General features: G+C 40.9%; 12 protein-coding genes. 9 read left to right on the plus strand and 3 right to left on the minus strand.

The features are described from left to right. Window positions 1–523: 523 nt before the first annotated feature. The 4 genes from G4P69_RS11975 (at window position 524) to G4P69_RS39920 (ending at window position 6490) form a co-directional block, all read left to right on the plus strand. Complete coding sequence (locus tag G4P69_RS11975; RefSeq protein WP_208349959.1) at window positions 524–1333, plus strand: MIP/aquaporin family protein; 810 nt, start codon at window positions 524–526, stop codon at window positions 1331–1333. A 42-nt stretch (window positions 1334–1375) separates the two neighbouring features. Further along, entirely contained in the window at window positions 1376–2149 is a 774-nt protein-coding gene (locus G4P69_RS11980) for a glucose 1-dehydrogenase (protein ID WP_208349962.1), read from the plus strand. Between the two features lie 74 nt (window positions 2150–2223). Beyond that, window positions 2224–4875 (plus strand): MGH1-like glycoside hydrolase domain-containing protein, encoded by a 2652-nt coding sequence (locus G4P69_RS11985; protein ID WP_208349964.1) that lies wholly within the window; start codon window positions 2224–2226, stop codon window positions 4873–4875. Window positions 4876–5053: 178 nt separating this feature from the next. After that, complete coding sequence (locus G4P69_RS39920) at window positions 5054–6490, plus strand: ATP-binding protein (protein ID WP_208349968.1); 1437 nt, start codon at window positions 5054–5056, stop codon at window positions 6488–6490. 113 nt (window positions 6491–6603) lie between these two features. Here the strand turns inward: G4P69_RS39920 and G4P69_RS11995 are convergent, their stop codons facing one another. Both G4P69_RS11995 and G4P69_RS12000 read right to left on the minus strand, forming a co-directional pair. Further along, on the minus strand, window positions 6604–7269 hold the full coding sequence (locus tag G4P69_RS11995; RefSeq protein WP_208344992.1) for a helix-turn-helix domain-containing protein: 666 nt from the start codon (window positions 7267–7269) through the stop codon (window positions 6604–6606). 198 nt (window positions 7270–7467) lie between these two features. Next, window positions 7468–8034 (minus strand): hypothetical protein, encoded by a 567-nt coding sequence (locus tag G4P69_RS12000; RefSeq protein ID WP_208344993.1) that lies wholly within the window; start codon window positions 8032–8034, stop codon window positions 7468–7470. A 1620-nt stretch (window positions 8035–9654) separates the two neighbouring features. Between G4P69_RS12000 and G4P69_RS12005 the strand changes: the two genes are divergently transcribed. The 5 genes from G4P69_RS12005 (at window position 9655) to G4P69_RS12025 (ending at window position 15258) form a co-directional block, all read left to right on the plus strand. Continuing rightward, window positions 9655–11472: a thiamine pyrophosphate-dependent enzyme gene (locus G4P69_RS12005; RefSeq protein ID WP_208349970.1), complete on the plus strand. Its 1818-nt coding sequence runs from the start codon at window positions 9655–9657 to the stop codon at window positions 11470–11472. 19 nt (window positions 11473–11491) lie between these two features. Then, window positions 11492–12607 (plus strand): 3-oxoacyl-ACP synthase III family protein, encoded by a 1116-nt coding sequence (locus tag G4P69_RS12010; protein WP_208344995.1) that lies wholly within the window; start codon window positions 11492–11494, stop codon window positions 12605–12607. A 65-nt stretch (window positions 12608–12672) separates the two neighbouring features. Beyond that, entirely contained in the window at window positions 12673–13716 is a 1044-nt protein-coding gene (locus tag G4P69_RS12015) for an SGNH/GDSL hydrolase family protein (protein ID WP_208344996.1), read from the plus strand. After that, entirely contained in the window at window positions 13700–14449 is a 750-nt protein-coding gene (locus G4P69_RS12020) for an SDR family oxidoreductase (RefSeq protein WP_208349974.1), read from the plus strand. The genes G4P69_RS12015 and G4P69_RS12020 overlap by 17 nt, the downstream gene beginning before the upstream one ends. A 113-nt stretch (window positions 14450–14562) precedes the next feature. After that, window positions 14563–15258 (plus strand): class I SAM-dependent methyltransferase, encoded by a 696-nt coding sequence (locus G4P69_RS12025; protein WP_208345214.1) that lies wholly within the window; start codon window positions 14563–14565, stop codon window positions 15256–15258. 87 nt (window positions 15259–15345) lie between these two features. Here the strand turns inward: G4P69_RS12025 and G4P69_RS12030 are convergent. After that, a partial coding sequence (locus G4P69_RS12030; protein WP_208349977.1) for a WD40 domain-containing protein occupies window positions 15346–18520 on the minus strand: 3175 nt, incomplete at its 5' end.

Here is an 18520-nt window from a genome sequence, read left to right on the forward strand (position 1 = left end):
AGCTCTATAAAAATAGATCGAAAGATTTAAAAATTTTGTTTTATTGAAAGACGTTATGATAATATTTATATTGAATTTTATAACAAAAAATATTAATTTACTGTGATGACACAAATATTTATTACTCAAGTCATTTAATGATATTGAATTACAATGCAATAACTCTCCTTTCTATCAGCCAAGTGCCTAAGCTAAGTCACTTATTCTCGGTTCATCTTAGCTGTTTCGTCGCCCCGTTAGGCCAAAACAATACAACCTTGTGCCAAAAAATAAACCCTTGTAGTTTTGTTTCGCGCTTCCTAAGCTAATAAAAATAGTTCGCTCACTAGCCGAGTTTTAATATGAATATAAAAAATCCATAAAAAGAATAATCAATAAAATAAATATTTTTTTATTAATATGAAACAAATATTTATTATATAAAATTATTTTTTATGTGTAAAAGATCAGTATATTAGGAAAATTTTATAAGTTTTAACACCATGTTTGATTTTGCTGAACACATTTACAATATTTCAAATTTATGAATAATTTTACAACTTGGAAAAATCTAAATTGGTCTGAATACGGTGCAGAACTTCTGGGGACTGCATTCAATCTCTTGATTGGGTTTAGTATAATCACTTTTGATTTTGGCAAGGGATTGCCTATGGAGCGTCTTATCCCCGCAGAAAGTCCCCGTTTACTAATTAATGGTTTAATCTTTGCTGGCAGTGGTTCTATTTTTGCTATTTCTCCATTGGGCAAACTGAGTGGTGCCCACTTAAATCCCTGCTTGTCTTTGGCATTCTGGTTACAAGGTAAAATGCATAAACGAGATCTCATCGGATACATTATTGGCCAATTTATCGGTGCAATTCTTGGGGGATTTTTAGCGTTATTATTATGGGGAAAATACTTTAATACTGTCAATTATTGCATGACTTTACCTGGCCAAGGGTATGACATCTGGTATGTATTTTTGACGGAAGTTTTTATGACTTTTTTGCTAATACTGTCGATTTTTATTTTCTTAAGTCATCCTCAACTTTTACGTTGGACACCAGTTATGGTGTGGCTCTTAGTGGCAACTATGGTGTGGTTAGGCGCACCTATTTCAGGTACTAGTCTCAATACAGCACGTAGCATAGGGCCTGCTTTTTTATCATGGTCTTGGCAAGACCAGTGGCTTTATTGTATTGCACCACCACTGGGAGCATTCATTGCTGTAAGAGTCTTTCAACTTATGAGTATGGGTGAACGCGAAGTTCTCACAGGTAAACTATTTCACGTTCCGAATTACCGTTGTATCTTCAAAAATGTTAAAGTACCGCATCTTAAGAAGCAGTATTAAACATACTTTTTGATCACTTCCAGAAATAAAAGGAGAAAATCAATGAAGAAACTAGAAGGTAAAGTCGCTTTAGTAACTGGTAGCAGTAGTGGGATTGGCCAAGCTATTGGTGTGCGCCTCGCTTCTGAGGGTGCAGATGTTGTAATAGACTATCGCTCTCATCCTGAAGGGGCTAAAGAAACTCTTGCCAAAGTGGAAGCTTTTGGAGGCAAAGGTTTGATTGTGAAAGCTGACTTAAGCGTTATTAGCGACATCCATCAGCTTATCGCTTTTGGGATCGAACACTTTGGCAAGTTAGACATTCTGGTGAACAACGCTGGCATCGACGGCAAGAATGCTGATTTCTGGAATATTACCGAAGCCGATTATGATGCAGTTCTTAACCTCAACCTCAAAGGCACGTTTTTCGCCACTCAAGCGATGGTGCAACACTTAATCGAAGCCAAGCGACCTGGGAAAATTATCAATATTAGCTCTACTCATGAAGAAATGGCATTTCCGCACTTCACTTCCTACTGTGCAAGCAAGGGTGGGGTGAAAATGATGATGCGGAACTTAGCAGTTGAGCTTGGTCCTTTAGGAATCACAATCAACAATGTAGCACCAGGAGCAATTGAGACACCAATCAACACTAAGCTATTAAATGATCCTCAAAAGTTGGCAGGGGTGCTGAAGAACATTCCCCTAGGTCGCTTAGGCAAGCCAGAGGATATCGCGCCCATAGTTGCCTTCTTAGCATCGTCGGATGCTGACTATATTACAGGTGCAACCTTCTACGTAGACGGAGGTCTAAGCCGGAACTATCATGAGCAGTAGACAGTTAGTGTTTACGCTACTGTTTAAGTGAACAAAACCTACTCTCCCTGACGTACCCAAAATCTGAAATTGTTATGACTGAAGAAGAAGCAAGATTAGCCGCAGACCGCGAACGCAGAGCATATTGGAAAAAATGGGGTCCATTTCTAAGCGATCGCCAATGGGGAACAGTCCGCGAAGACTATAGCCCTGATGGTACCGCTTGGGATTTCTTTCCTCACGATCATGCTCGCTCGCGTGCCTACCGTTGGGGAGAGGATGGAATTGCCGGAATTTCAGATAATCATCAGCGATTGTGTTTTGCTATTGCTTTATGGAACGGTGAGGATGCAATTCTTAAAGAGAGACTTTTCGGTCTAACTGGGACAGAAGGGAATCATGGGGAAGATGTTAAAGAATATTACTTCTATTTAGACAACACCCCCACCCACTCCTACATGAAATATCTTTACAAATATCCCCAAGCTGCTTTCCCCTATACTCAGTTAGTAGAAGAAAATCGCCGTCGAGGTCGTCAAAGTCTAGAATTTGAATTAATTGATACAGGTATCTTTGCTGATGATCGCTACTTTGACATATTTGTTGAGTATGCTAAGGTTTCTCCTGAAGACATTTTGATTCAAATCAGTGCAGTCAACCGAGGACCAGAAGCAAAAACCCTGCATCTACTACCAACGCTCTGGTTTCGTAATACCTGGGCATGGGATTTTAATCAACACAAGCCTTGGTTAAAAATTAGCCAATCTAACTCTAACTGGAACACCATTGAAGCTTATCACCCTTCTTTAGGAACTCGATGGCTTTACTGTAATGGAACTCCAGAACTACTGTTTACTGAAAATGAAACTAATAATAAAAGATTGTTTCAAGTAGACAATTGTTCGCCATATGTCAAAGATGGAATCAACAATTATGTGGTTAACGGGCAAAAAGCAGATGTCAATTCAAATCGAATTGGTACAAAGACTTCGGCTCGTTATGAACTACAAATTGGTGCAGGCGAAACCAAGATAGTTAGACTACGGTTAAGTGACTCGCAAAATTTAACTGAACCATTCGGGACTGAATTCGACATAGTTTGGCAGCAACGTCAGCGAGAGGCGGATGAATTTTATCACCGAATTTGTCCGTTTCCAATAGCGGAAGACAAGCGTAATGTCCAACGACAGGCATTTGCTGGTATGTTGTGGAGCAAACAATTCTACTACTATGTCATACAAGAATGGCTTAAAGGAGATCCTGCTACCCCGCCTCCACCACAATCACGTCTTTTGGGCAGAAACCATGAATGGTTTCATGTTTTTAATGATGATATACTCTCCATACCCGATAAATGGGAATATCCTTGGTTTGCAGCTTGGGATTTAGCTTTTCATGTTATTCCCTTCGCTATGATTGATCCAGACTTTGCCAAGCTGCAACTCAGCCGTTTGACAAGGGAGTGGTACATGCATCCTAATGGTCAGCTACCAGCCTATGAATGGGCTTTTGGCGATGTCAATCCGCCTGTTCATGCTTGGGCAGCATGGCAAGTTTATCAGATTGAGCAAAAAATCTATGGTCATGCAGATAAAAAGTTTCTAGAACAAGTTTTCCAGAAATTACTGCTGAACTTTACTTGGTGGGTTAACCGGAAGGACTTCTCTGGCAAAAATATTTTTCAGGGCGGCTTTCTGGGTATGGATAATATTGGTGTCTTTGACCGTAGTAATCAGCTGCCGACTGGTGGATACCTGCAACAAGCAGATGGCACAAGTTGGATGGCGATGTATTGTCTGGATATGCTGACTATCGCTTTGGAGTTAGCAAAAGAAAATTCTGCCTATGAAGACATTGCCAGCAAGTTTTTTGAGCATTTCCTATATATTGCTGATGCTATGAACGGTGTTGGTGATGCTGAAATAGCACTCTGGGATGAAGATGACGGCTTTTACTATGATGCACTGCATTCACCAGATGGTCATCAATTTCCAATGAAAGTGCGATCGCTAGTGGGGCTGATCCCATTGTGTGCTGTTAGTATTTTAGAACCAGAAACTTTGGAGCTGCTTCCAGGTTTTAGGCAGCGAACAGAATGGTTTATTCGCAACCGCCGCGATCTAACACAGAATATCGCTTGCATGGAGAAACAAGGTGTTGGTGAGCGCCGACTGCTAGCAATTACCCCTCCAGATAAACTCCGTCGCATCGTGCAAAAGATGCTAGACGCAACAGAATTTCTCAGTCCATATGGTATTCGCTCTGTTTCTAAGGTTCATCAATCCAATCCTTACATTTTAACAGTCGATGGACAGCAGTATCGAGTAGATTACGAACCTGCGGAGTCCAGCACAGCGATGTTTGGCGGTAATTCTAACTGGCGAGGTCCAGTTTGGTTTCCTATTAATTATCTACTGTTGCAATCACTACAAAATTTCCATAATTACTTTGGCGACGATTTCAAAGTTGAGTGCCCGACCAGTTCTGGGCAAATGATGACACTCAAGGAAGTATCAATTGAATTAGCTCAAAGGCTGACGCAAATTTTTCTTAAAGATTCTTTTGGTCGGCGACCTTTTTACGGTGGGACAGAAAAATTTCAAACTGACCCTCATTGGCAAGATTTAATTCTATTTAATGAATATTTTCATGGAGAAAATGGCGCTGGCATTGGTGCTAGTCATCAAACTGGTTGGACAGGTTTAGTTGCTAAATTAATCCAGCAATGTGCAGAGAATTTATTGTAAAACAAATCGAATGGGGATGATAAATTATAAGTAAAATATGAGTGAATTTCGTTGACATTTTTTTTTTAAATCCATAAAAAGCTCGCTCAACCGTTAACGTTGCTATGGTATTACTTACAGGTAAACCTATGCTTTCTTAGGATGGTGAGAGGAGGCAAAATTACATTGGGGTGAGCATATGCAGCTTGAACCACAAGTAAATATCCTCGTAGTAGACGACCAGCCAAAGAATTTGCTGGTTCTAGAGACGGTATTAGACAGTTTGGGGCACAATCTCGTAAAAGCTTATTCTGTTCTAGAAGCTTTAAAATGTGTTGTAAACGAAGAATTTGCATTGATTCTAATCAAAGTCGAGATGTCAGGTATTAATGGCTTTGAGACGGCGGAGTTGATTCGAGAATTAGAAGAATCACAACACATTCCCATCATTTTCTTAACAGCGTTCACTACCAACGACAACTTCATATTTAGAGGTTATTCTCTTGGTGCTGTAGACTATTTAATTGAGCCAATCTCACCAATAATTTTAAAATCAAAAGCTTTAGTGTTTATTGACCTGTTTCAAAAAACACAACAAGTGAAACGACAAGCAGAACTACTTAAAAAACAAGAGCTTCAAATGTTATCTCAGCAACAGGAAAAGCTCAAAGCCTTGGGTAAATTAGCTGCTGGACTTGCTCATGAACTGAATAATCCAGCATCAGCTGCTCGTCGAGACGTAAGGCATTTGTGCCGTAGAATACAGGTTTTACAAGGTCTAGCACTCAGATATATTGAGCAACAACTAACGTTAGATCAACTGGAGTACATCTTGACACTAAAGCGCCATGCCATTGAGTATATCACAACACCCAAGCAGTTAGATTCACCCTTAGTCCAAACGGATTATGAAGAAGATCTCAAAGATTGGCTGGAATTACATAGTGTTGCTGATGGGTGGAAACTTGCTCCTACTCTAGTTGCAGGTGGACTTAACACCCGTGTATTAGAAGCAATTAGTAAGCACATATCAACCGAAATATTGAGTGATGTGCTTGCTTGGCTAGAAGCAACACTGACTGTTGCAAGTGTAGTGAGTGTAGTAGAACAGAGCACTGAGCGCATCTTTGAAATAGTTAAGGCTGTGAAGGCTTACTCTTTCATGGATCGCGATTTTATACAGAATGTAGATTTGCATGAAGGGCTCAATAATACGCTGACTGTTTTGAACTATAAGCTACAATCACGCAATATTATAGTTACACGGCAGTACTCGCATCGTGTGCCATGCATTCTGGCTTATGGAAGTGCTCTAAATCAGGTATGGACGAATCTAATTGACAATGCGATTGATGCTGTGGGTGAGGGAGGTAAGATTTGGATACGTACTTCAAACGAGAAAGATCATGTCATAGTTGAAATTGCAGATGATGGTCCAGGCATTCCCCCTGAGATTCAGTCCAAGATCTTTGAGCCATTTTTTACAACTAAAGATGTCGGTGCAGGGACGGGGTTAGGGTTGGATATTGCCTATCGTATTGTAGTTGGTCAGCATAACGGGGACATCCGCTGCTTTTCAGAGCCTGGTCATACTCGTTTTCAGGTTCGTCTACCCATAGCATTGCCCTTAAACTAATCTATTTTGGGAGCAACGCAATTTTCGATTTTGATTTTTTATATTTCTACAAGAACAAAAGTTGCAAAAGCAACTTTTGTTCTTGTAGCCCTATACTAGAATTGTTTTGGATATCAGCACAGCGTTGATACTAAGGTGATTTTGATTGAACCATCACTAGCTTTTGCAACAGAACTATTTTCTCCTTCTAAGATGAGTTCTTCACCAGTAACACTATTTTTATTAAGAATTGCTGCAATCTCTTGAACACAAGCTTGTAGTCGTTGAACTTCTACTTGACTAACAGTTGCGGCTTTCTGGTCAATTAAATTGTTTAAGCTAGACTTTTGTGGATCTATCTGCCACAAAGGAATGCTTTTGCTTTGATTTGTCCTTCGCCAAGTTTGAGGAGTTGCATTGTGGAATTTAAGAAACTGACGGCTGAAATGACGTCTATCAAAATACCCCACTGCTTCAGAAATTCGCTCAACTGATTCTTCAGTTTCGAGAAGTAAACGTCGCGCCTCTGCCATACGTCGCTCAATAATCCAATTAAGCACGGTCTTTCCGGTTTCTCGCCTAACAAGGTCAGTGAGATAAGCTGGCGAACGACCTACCGCCTGGGCTACTTCACGAAGACTGATTGATTGCTGATAGTTTTTTTCAATAAAATGGAAAACATTGCTCAGAAGAGGTTGCGATTGAAGCAAGAATTTTTCAAATGTCGCCAGTATACCCCTGTCAATAGCTATGTTAACCTGATAAGAATTGATCCCGTTTAGTAAGTAATTAGAATCCATCACATTACTCCCATTAATAGGGTTAAATAGGCTGTACTTGCTCTCAGATGTACCTAACTAATAGTTGAGAAAACAGAACATTTTTCAGAACCAAGAATTCAAGAGCGATGTTTTAACCTTAGGTATTTAAACCGTAGGTCACTGGTGTTCCCGAGAATCAGGATTATAAAAATTTTCGGGTTATTACTAAATTTCTAGTTAACGTCTGATCCAATGTAGTAATTCGTCTGACGCCAAAATATTCCGATAAAAGTTAAGTTGCTTAGATTTTAAGTAGCATCCTCCTCTATGTCCTCGACGCAGTATAGTTTCGCTGCCTTTAGCAATAATCTCCTTGGTCATATCATCAAAACAATTCCATTCTGTATATATTGCTTCTCCGTTAAACAGAACAATTGGCCAAGCTGTTGTTACGCCTGGCTGAGCAAGAATAGCCCACAAATTAATTTCTCTATCTGCTGTGGCAATCCTGCCGTAAAAAATTCCTTCAGTAGAGAAAAAGACAAGATCGTCTCTATATTCAGCTTTTAGAATATCTCCTCGTCCTTGTCTGATTGCTTCACAGTGGGTTGGCCACCAATCTTTGTTTTCTTGCTGTATTTGTTCTGTGCTATATTCAGAAGTTATTTCAGGCAGATTTTGTTCTTGTTGAGAGATGTATATCTCTGCGTCGTTGAGTAGTTTTACCACTTGTTCATCAGAGACTAGCCCTGGTTTTGAATAATCAGCGCATAGCTCATTGTAGTAATTGGTTAGTCTTGTCATTCATCAATTGTGAGCCTCTACAACAGCCCTTTTTGAAGGCGTTAGATATATAGTTTTTAAGGGAGCTATAGCCTAGTTATGCCTAACCTAAGATGCTACAATGCTCTTTTAACAGATAAGTCATATTCTAACGGATTCATCAAACAAAAATATTGTAATTTAGAATTATAGATATACGACACACCTGAGGTTTTTACGAAAGCTCCAGTTCCCACCTGGAGGATAAAATGTGGTAAAAGAGTCATTGATAGAATCAAGGAGCAGAGTTTTTGCTGTACTTGATCTATAATGATTTTCTATTTCATACCAGAGTTTAACAAGTTAAGATAGAAAACTTAAGAAAAAACTTTAAGTGTTTGCTGTCGTAATTTACGCAAAACTGTAATCACAGTCTTGTCAAGAAACAGCAAGTGTAAAAGTAAAACTTATCTGAACTACCCGCGCCAATCAGATAAGCTTCCTTCACTGAGTGCTAAAGTTTGTCAGGCACTGTAGTCTAAGCGCAACCCTAACCAGATAGTGCTGGAGGAGAAGATCAAACTTAAAATAACTTAACTTTTCTTTAAGTTGTTTATCTTGAGTTGCAAAAGTTTAGCGAAATTGGGAAACTCCGTCATAACAGGTAGCTAAGTTGAGTTGACAAGCCATGAAAAGACTAATAAGCAATGGTACTAAATGCTTAACTCCTCTACGTTGGCTTCCCTTACCGTCGCTGATTCCGGCATTTTTTACAAGCGTTGCGACGAGATCTAAGACCGTGCAACCAGTTTGCTCCAGTATACTGAGCAAACGCTGTCGTTATGACCAAAACCTTTATCTCGTACGAGTTTGAGTCTTTTAGATCTGGAGTGAATTATGACAGTACGTCGATGGGGTATTTGAGATCAAATCTAGGCACCATAAGGATTTTGAAACATTCATTTAAATGTTTGTGAGAAATTCGGGTTGATTAGTGAGCAACTCAGCCAGGCCCCACTGACATTTAGCCAACATTTATTAGATAGTTGTCTTAATCAGATACTAGGCACTGTTGTATAGGCATGGTGATATTATAGATATTATGACCGCTCAACCCTTGAGGTTCTTAAGGAAAACTTAATTTCATTGAGAATTAGAAATGTAAGGGTTTAGTTAATTTCTCTCAGTCGTGGAAGTGTTAAATTTAGCTAATCGCTTTTTCTGGTGTTTTAAAGAGTTCCAAAGCCAGAAGTATTGTTACTCACCACAAACTAAAAATCTTACTATTACTCACAGTCTTTAAGTTATTCGCTGAATTTACCAATTAAAGTTGCAAAAATTCTACCAGATAGTAATAACATGGCTTACGTTTACAATGTTGTGTGTAACATATCAATATTTAGTTGTTAAGATATAAGTGATAGTTCTGGTACTTTTACGCACATTTATTTCATAAGTTAAGTTGATGAGATCCCGCACCTATCAATAAGAGAAGAAGCTTAGCTTTTTTAAGGGAACTTTCACTCGGTCAAACAGAGATCGTTCAACATATAGCACATTATAGAGTTTTGTAAATGCCTGAATTCTAAAGCTTTCTCCAATGGTCTAAATATCTCACACCAATTTAAAGCTCTTCGTAAACATATCTGTATGTACCTTTCTATGGAAACTGAATCATTTCCTGTCAACAAAAAAAATAAGATTCAAAAATTAGGATCTGATTCTTATTTGATCCCTTCGCCTGTTGCAGATGTCCAACTAAATTTAGAGCCATTGGATCTCACACCAAGTCAGAAAATAACAGCGGCTTCAGTAGCTGAAGCAGTTGTCAAGATGCTGGAAGATCTAGGCGTGGAATATGCGTTTGGTGTTTCGGGAGGTGCGATCGCACCATTATGGCATGCACTGCAACACAGTTCAATAAAGGTACTTCACTTTCGTCATGAAGCAGGAGCGGCGTTCGCAGCTACTGAGGCTTACTTTGCAAGCGATCGCCCAGTCGTAGTATTCACCACAACAGGTCCAGGGATCACGAATGCTCTCACTGGATTATTTGCTGCTGTATGGGAAGGTGCAAAAGTTATTTTCCTGTCAGCGTCTACCTCAACAGGACAACGTGGACGGTGGGCTTGCCAAGAGACTAGCACATACACCATGCCTGAAGGAATTTTTTCATCAGGGTCGCTATTCGACTATGCTACGACTCTGGAATCTAGCGATGAGCTACCAGTAATTTATAGAAGGCTAGCAGGAGGCTTAACACGACCAGGCGGTTTTGTTACTCATCTTAGTATTCCTACAGCCATCCAAACAAGTCCACTTAAGATATCTTTGTCACGAGAGATTATATCTACTGCTCCTGTAACTGCTAGTGAGACAACTATATCAGAATGTACACGGTTACTATCTGAAGGACCATTTGCTATTTGGGTTGGCTTTGGTGCACGCTTTGCAGCAGAGGAGATTCGTGAACTTGCTGAAAGAACAGGGGCTGCTGTGATGTGTTCACCCCGTGGCAAAGGAATTTTTCCTGAAAATCACCCTCAGTTTGTTGGAGTCACTGGCTTTGGTGGACATGAGTCAGTGGTAAAGTACATGCAACAGCACCGTCCTTTGCGCACACTTGTTCTGGGAACACGCTTAGGCGAGCGCTCATCACTTTGGAAGCCTGTAATGGTTCCCCGTAGAGGCTTCTTGCATGTTGATCTTGATCCAGAGGTTCCAGGAACTGCATATCCATCAGCCGAAACATTTGCCATCCAGTCTGAGATAAAACTGTTTGTAATGGGTTTGTTAAAGTACTTCTCACCGAAGCATTTAAATCTTACTATGAAACAGGTGCTACCTCAACCCGAACAAAACGTGATTAATATTAATCCACGTACAAATAGATCAGTACGTCCAGCAGTTCTTATGGGTGCGATTCAACAGGTGATAGTTGAAGGAAGTAACGCATTAGTAATGACTGAAGCAAGCAGCGCATCTGCTTGGGGAAATTATATGCTGCAGTTTACTAAACCGAATCGTTACCGAAATTGTAGCGGTTTCTCATCTATGGGGCAGATTACTACTGGCGTTGTAGGTGCTGCACTAGCCCGTAATAGTAAGGTTGTTGCTATTGTGGGTGATGGTGCTATGCTAATGAACAGTGAGGTAAGCACAGCAGTCAAATATCAAATTCCTGCCGTTTGGATCGTCCTCAACAACGGACTTTACAATATGTGTGTTCAAGGCACAAAAATGCAGGGGTTTAAAGATATGGACGCAGAGATTCCGCAGACCAATTTTGTCAAAATCGCCTACGGTATGGGAGCCGATGGCATTCGCGTTGAAACAGAGGCTGATATCCTGCCAGCACTAAAGAAGGCAATGGCAGCAGCAGGTCCATTCGTCGTTGACGTACTCGTCGACGCCACTGAGCCTATTCCAATCAAAGATCGTATTGAAAACTTAATTGCTCAGAATACTGGCAAGTTTTGAGTAACCAAGGAGATTGTTTGTGACGCATCATTACCCAGTAGGTATTCGCTCACTTGCTATCAGCTTACCAAGCATCAGACGTACAAATGACTATTACAGAAAAAAATATCCTGATCTGATTGCTCAAGCAGAACAAAAAAGTTTGGCAAGGTGGTTTTCGTTTGATGGATCTATCCCTAGCAACGAGTTTGACTTAGAGATGATGCCTTATCTCACAGATCCCTTCCGAGGGACTATTCAACGCTGGGTACTTGCTCCAAATGAGTCGCAGTTAATGCTGCAATGTCGCACAGTCAAAGATGGTCTTGCTGCTGCAAAGCTTTCTCTGGATGACGTTGATCTGATGATTGTTGCTTCAGTCTGGCCAGAAAAACTTGGACTTGGTGATGCTGCTTTTCTTGCACGTCAGCTTCAGCTGCAGGGTGCAGCTTGGAATCTCGATGCTACTTGTGGTAGCACTTTAGTTGCATTGCAAAGTGCTTGTGCATTTGTTCGAGCCGGAGAGTATCGCAACATATTGGTAGTGATCTCATGTAGCTACTCTCACTTTGTTGCGGAAGATGATACGGCTTCGTGGTTTCTTAGTGATGGCGTTGGAGCTTTGGTCATTAGTCCGCTCGAATCACAGCAGGGTGTTCTTGGTACTAAGACCATTCATACTGATCGATTATGCGATCTCATCTACCCCACACTAAAAACTGACAGAGAAGGCAATCCAGGACTTTATATGCAAGTGAGTAAAAATGCAGGCCAACTGACTCGTGAAACATCTGTACAGTTCCTCCGTACATGTTGTGAAGGTGCTCTTAGCGCCGCAGGTGTCACTTTTGAGGAGATCAACTTTTTTATCTTTAACACACCCACTGCTTGGTTTGCAAGGTTTTGTATACGGGTACTGGGTATTGACCCAAAGCGTACAATAGACCTTTATCCACAGTTTGCAAACATTGGACCAGTATTGAGCATAGTGAATCTATATTATGCTGAACGCTTGGGCAAAATTCAGGAAAACGACCTTGTTCTTGTTTACGGCTTTGGTACAGCTGGTGCTGCCTCTGCAAGCGTGATGCGCTGGAGTAAGGTGGCATTAGGTCCTGACCCACTCCAAGAACTTGACGTTCTAAATAAAAACTGATCAAGAATCTTATTTATTTCCGAAAGGGTATATACTCAGATTGAAAATTTACTTCAAAGTTGACGATGCAGGTCCACAGAAGAATTCTAACAACTTTATTTGTCTTGTTGTCTTTCATATTTCCATTGAAAGTCTTAGCAAAAAATTATGATCAGATATACATCTTTGGTGACAGCTTTTCTGACACTGGAAATGTATACAATACTACATCACAAATTATTCCTCCAAGTCCACCATACTTTAATGGACGTTTTTCCAATGGTCCAGTTTGGGTGGAATATCTAGCCTCTGATCTAGGGTTAACTTTCAATTCGGACAGTAACTTTGCCTTTGGTGGTGCAACTACGGGATTTGAGAATATCGGTATGAGTGGCTTACCAGGATTGCAGCAGGAGATCAATAGCTTCATAGCAGTAAATCCCTCTGCCGATTCAGACGCCCTCTATATCCTGTGGATTGGTGCTAACGATTACTTGAATTCCTTTTTTGGTGGTGTCCCCGACACTCTCCAAGTAGTAACGAATGAATCAGCTGCAGTGACGTCACTTGCTGCTGTCGGTGCAAAAGATATCGTGGTAGCTAATCTGCCAGATTTAGGAATGTTTCCAATTGCGCGCTCAGACAGTGAGATTTCGAACTTACTCAGTGCTGATATCAGTATATACAACTCTGACTTGGCAGCTACCTTGAACTTTTTGAGCCAAAAGTTGAGTTCTGATGTAAACATCATCCCTCTTGATCTAAATTCCCTATTTAATCGGATCATTTCTGCTCCAGATGAATTCGGCTTCACGAATGTAAGCGGTTATTGTATACAGGACTTCTCTGTCGTCTCTGTAGTTCTTGCTACACAACCATCAACTTGTGACCCGAATAAATTTTTGTTTTGGGATCCTGTTCATCCAACAACAGTCATTCATAAGCTAATTGGAGAGTTTGCTTTTTCAGTGGTTCAGCCTGTGTCTGTTCCTGAAGCGTCTACTGCATTTGGAATGTTGTTGTTTGGTGCTTTGGGTGTAGTTTCTTTACTGAAACGTAAGTATCAACAAGTTAGTCCTGAATACAGGAACCTAATCGGTCAGGATCACACTTATGGAATGCCAACTTGATGGAAAGGTTGCACTTGTGACTGGTGCTTCATCAGGCATTGGTCAGGCAACTGCGATCGCTTTTGCACGTTCTGGAGCAAAGGTTGTGCTTGCCAGTCGTCGGGTTACCAAAGGGGAGAATACTGCATGCCGCATACAAGAGGCAGGCGGAGAAGCAATTTTCGTCAAAACCGACATCTCAAAAGATGCTGAAGTAAAGGCGTTGGTCAATAAAACTATGGATGTCTATGGTCGACTTGACTTTGCCTGTAATAACGCCGGTGTTCCAGCTTGTGGGAAACTTACTGAAATGTCCGAAGATGAATGGGATCAAGTGATCAATGTCAACCTCAAAGGAATTTGGCTCTCGCTTAAGTACGAGATCCCAGCCATTCTCAAACAAGGCGGTGGAGCGATCATAAACGTGGCTTCTGGTGCTGGCGTTGTCGGCTTCGCGGGCTATAGCTGTTATTGTGCCTCTAAAGGTGGAGTTATTGCTTTGACCCGAGCAGCAGCAATGGAGTATGCTAAGACAGGTATTCGGATCAATGCTGTGAGTCCTGGTGCTATCGACACCGAGATGCTGGCTACTCTCCCTCCAAGTGTACTGGCTCAAATTGCTGCAGGACATCCGATAGGACGTATTGGAAAGCCTGAGGAGATCGCACATGCAGTGGTTTGGTTGTGTTCAGATGCAGCTTCTTTCATTGTTGGCCATAACATGGTAATCGATGGGGGATATACCGCGCAGTAAGGCACGGTTTTTTTGCAAAAATCGCAGTTCATCACCTATTTTTGTCTGAGTTCTAAAGCCAAAATCGGATATTACGTTCTAAAAATTGATGTAAGTTTTTACAGAAAAAGGCAATGGAACGCATGCTTGAAAAAATTGTTATATGGGGACGATCTGCTGAAGAATACATAAAAATGTTTGGTCTATCGTCTCAAGACATGAAACTGAAAATTCTTGACTGTGCTGGTGGGCCTGCAAGCTTTAATGCTGAGATGACACGTCAAGGTTTTAACGTTGTCTCTTGTGACCCAATCTATATGTATAATTCAAGCGAGATTGCTCAGCGTATCCAAGAAGCTTATCAACAAATAATGGAAGTGGTTCCCGCGAATCTAAATAGCTTTGTTTGGCAGACCATCAAGTCACCAAGTCAGTTAGTGGAAACAAGGATGGCAGCTATGCAGACCTTTATCAATGACTTTTCAATGGGAATTGAGGAAAGACGCTACGTTGTAGCACAACTGCCTATTTTACCATTTGCTGATGGGGAATTTGACTTGGCCTTATGCTCTCATTTTTTGTTTACATATTCAGATCACTTTTCTGAAGAGTTTCATTTCGCTTCTATTATAGAAATGAGTCGAGTAGCAAAAGAAACTCGGATTTTTCCGTTACTAACTACGTCTCAAGAGCCGTCCCCATTACTTGGGCCAGTAATTAATAAGCTAAACAATTTGAGATACAAAGTAGAAGTTAAGCAAGCATCCTACGAATTCCAAAAGGGCGGAAACAAATTTTTGCAAGTATTGTCGACGGACGTTTTCCGTTAGCTCTTTTATTTCCATCCTTTGGAAAATTAATATTATAGAATGCTCTCTAATATTTAATAGGCTTTTGATTGCGTTTTTCAGTAAACCCTACTGATCTCTACACTCAAAAGCGCCCAAAGTTTTGAGCGTATTTTTCTGAGCTTCAGTTAAACTTTTGATCCCCGTGATTTTCATCCTTTCATAAAGGTTTGGAGTTTGAATAGTTTTTATACAGTCTCCCGTTTCTACATCCCAAAGCTTAATCGTCGCATCTTCACTGCTACTGGCTAGAATTTTGCCATTAGGACTGAAGACCACCGACCAGACCCACTTGTTATGTCCCTCTAAAGTTCTGAGGCATTGACCAGTATTGATATCCCATAGCTTCACTACTGAGTTACCGTGAGCACTAGCTAGCATGTTACCATTGTGACTGAAGGCAGTGGAATAGATGGAATCTTTCAAACCTGGCAAAGTGGCAATACACCTACCTATACTAATATCCCACAATTTGATTGAATGGTCACCGCTGCCACTAGCAAGCATACGACCATTCGGACTAAAAGTGACCGACCAGATCCAGTTAGTATGCCCCTCCAAGCTTTGCAGGTATTTTCCACTGCTGACATCCCACAATTTCACTGTTTTGTCATGACTACCACTGGCGAGAATCTGCCCATTTGGGCTGAAAGCAACTGACCAAATACGATGAGTGTGCGCTTGGAGAGTTTGTAGGCAGCGCCCTGTCTTGATATCCCACAGATTGATCAATGAATCATAACTACCACTAGCTAGTAAGTTTTCTCGAGGACTGAAGGCCACACATGTTACTCTACTAGTATGTCCCCGTAAAGTTTTGATACATTGCCCAGTGTGGACATCCCATACCTTCACAGTTTGGTCAGCACTGGCACTAGCAAGAATTTGACCGTCTGGATTGAATGTGACGGATGTTACTATACCACGATGTCCTGTTAAAGTTCTCAAACATTCACCAGTGCTAACATCCCATAGGTTCACAGCTTGATCTCCATGCGCACTAGCAAGAATTTGGCCGTTTGAGCTAAAGGTAATGAACCAAACACCATTCATGTTACCTCGCCATGTCTGGAGACAATGCCCGTTATTGACATCCCATAGTCTCATGACTTGATCATCATATCCACTCACTAATGTTTGACCATCTGGACTAAAAGCAACGGACCAAACTCCTTGGCCCTCTGAATCTAGAGTTTTCAAGCACTTACCTGTACTGATATCCCATAACTTGATCGTTTTATCCTCACTACTGCTAGCAACCATACAACTATTCGGATGGAAAGCAACTGAATGAACCCAGTCAGTATGACCCTGTAGAGTCTGTACACAAGAACCAGTACTGATATCCCACAGCTTCACTGTTCTGTCATGACTAGCACTGGCTAGGATTTGACCATCTGCACTAAAGGCAACCGACCATACCAGGTGCGTATGTCCTTTCAATGTTCTGAAGCATTCAAAGTTTTTAGCATTCCACAACCTTATCATATGGTCATCACTACTACTGGCAAGTATATGACTATCTGGACTAAAGGCAACTGACCACACCCGACCACCCCGTATTCGCAAAGTCTGTATGCACTGACTTGTATGGACATTCCACAGCTTTACCGTTTCGTCCTCACCAGCACTCGCCAGCATATGTCCATCTGCGCTGAAGGCAACTGACCAGATTTCACCAATATGATCTTGCAAGGATGAGAGACATTGGCCATTACTGGTATCCCACAATTTCACTGTTTGGTCTTTACTAGCACTAGCAATTACTTTACCATCAGGACTGAAAGTAACTGCGCAGACCCAGCCTGTGTGACCCTTACACACTAGCAGTTGTCTTCTATTCGCAGCTTCCCATAAGCGAATATCACCATTGGTATCTCCTGTAGCCAGCAATTCTCCATTCTTGCTAAATGCTACTGAAAAAATACCGCCAAGAGTTTCAGCAAACACACATTTTGCTAGATCAGCATGAGCAAAATTTACATTGTGCAATTTCACATTTCGCAAATCTGCCTGCCAAACACATAGAGAAGAAAAATCATAACCACTGAGTTCAGTCTCAAGATGACAAAATAGATTAAGAATATTCCCAGCCGTATAACTTTGTTCCTGTGGAGATGTTTCTTGGAGCTTCGCTAACATTTGTTTTAACTTATTTTCGATGCCTTTTTTATTTCTAAAAACAGTGAGCAATTCATTAATAACTGGCTTTATAATGAGACGAATTTGAGTTTCTCTCACGTAGTCTTTCGCCGTCGCTTTCATTAAAGCATGACACCTAAAAATGTCAATATTTTCAGTTTTAATCTCCTCACAAACCTGCTCTATCATTCGCTGAGTCGCATACTCCATAACTACAGGTTGTAGAGTGAATGCTGTGCTTTTTTGAATTAGCGTAGGCGTAGCCTTGTCGATCAGACATCGCCATGCTAAAGACTCTAGCGCCTCTAGTAATTTTTGTACTGGTATCCTTGATACAATATCTTCTCGTAACTCTGATAGAGAAACTGGCTCACGATTAATTGCCAGCCAGTATATTATGTCTTTTTCTAGATTCGATAAGCGAGAGAACTGTTGATCTAACAGATGACTAATATCGCCAAAAACAGTCGTATCTTGTTTAAGAAATTCAGAAATATTACCATCAAAGACATCTTTGATCATTGTCGCTGCTATCTTTAAAGCTAAAGCATTGCCTGTGTAGCGAGCAACTACTGTTGTTAATTCCGACTCGGATCCATATAATCCCTTGAGTTCAAAAATTTTGTGTCCTGCTGTTGCTTCTAGACCACTTACGTAGAATGAGCGAACGGGTAATGCTTGTCCTTCTAGTGACGCCAAGTCTCTAGGTTTTTCACGAGAAGTTAGAAGTAAGGTACTTTCGTGAGCAATTTCTCCTACCTGCTTGATAAGTTGACCATAACCTTCATAACCTTCTCGATAAAATCCTGCATAAACACCACCTTGCATAATTGTTTCGACATTGTCAAGGATAATTAAACAGCGGTGTTGTTGCAAATAATGTATAAGATGTAATATTCTACCTTCTAAGTTTTTTGGTAACTCAGTTTCCAGAACCTGCTCGTTGGAAACAAATTGAATCAAGTTAGCTAGGAGTTCAAAAACTGGTGGAGCATTGTATAGCGATCGCCAAATAACGTATTCAAAGCATCGCTGAACTTCTTCTGCTAATTTGACAGCTAAACAGTATTTCCCTATTCCCCCCATTCCCAACCAGGCTACC

It is taken from the genome of Aetokthonos hydrillicola CCALA 1050 (assembly GCF_017591665.1).
Classification (GTDB): domain Bacteria; phylum Cyanobacteriota; class Cyanobacteriia; order Cyanobacteriales; family Nostocaceae; genus Aetokthonos; species Aetokthonos hydrillicola.

Coding starts and splice junctions, on each gene's coding strand:
- G4P69_RS12000 (WP_208344993.1), bottom strand. CDS start 8,034: ATGACAAGACTAACCAATTACTACAATGAGCTATGCGCTGATTATTCA.
- G4P69_RS11995 (WP_208344992.1), bottom strand. CDS start 7,269: ATGGATTCTAATTACTTACTAAACGGGATCAATTCTTATCAGGTTAAC.
- G4P69_RS12025 (WP_208345214.1), top strand. CDS start 14,563: ATGGAACGCATGCTTGAAAAAATTGTTATATGGGGACGATCTGCTGAA.
- G4P69_RS11985 (WP_208349964.1), top strand. CDS start 2,224: ATGACTGAAGAAGAAGCAAGATTAGCCGCAGACCGCGAACGCAGAGCA.
- G4P69_RS12015 (WP_208344996.1), top strand. CDS start 12,673: ATGCAGGTCCACAGAAGAATTCTAACAACTTTATTTGTCTTGTTGTCT.
- G4P69_RS11980 (WP_208349962.1), top strand. CDS start 1,376: ATGAAGAAACTAGAAGGTAAAGTCGCTTTAGTAACTGGTAGCAGTAGT.
- G4P69_RS11975 (WP_208349959.1), top strand. CDS start 524: ATGAATAATTTTACAACTTGGAAAAATCTAAATTGGTCTGAATACGGT.
- G4P69_RS39920 (WP_208349968.1), top strand. CDS start 5,054: ATGCAGCTTGAACCACAAGTAAATATCCTCGTAGTAGACGACCAGCCA.
- G4P69_RS12005 (WP_208349970.1), top strand. CDS start 9,655: ATGGAAACTGAATCATTTCCTGTCAACAAAAAAAATAAGATTCAAAAA.
- G4P69_RS12020 (WP_208349974.1), top strand. CDS start 13,700: ATGGAATGCCAACTTGATGGAAAGGTTGCACTTGTGACTGGTGCTTCA.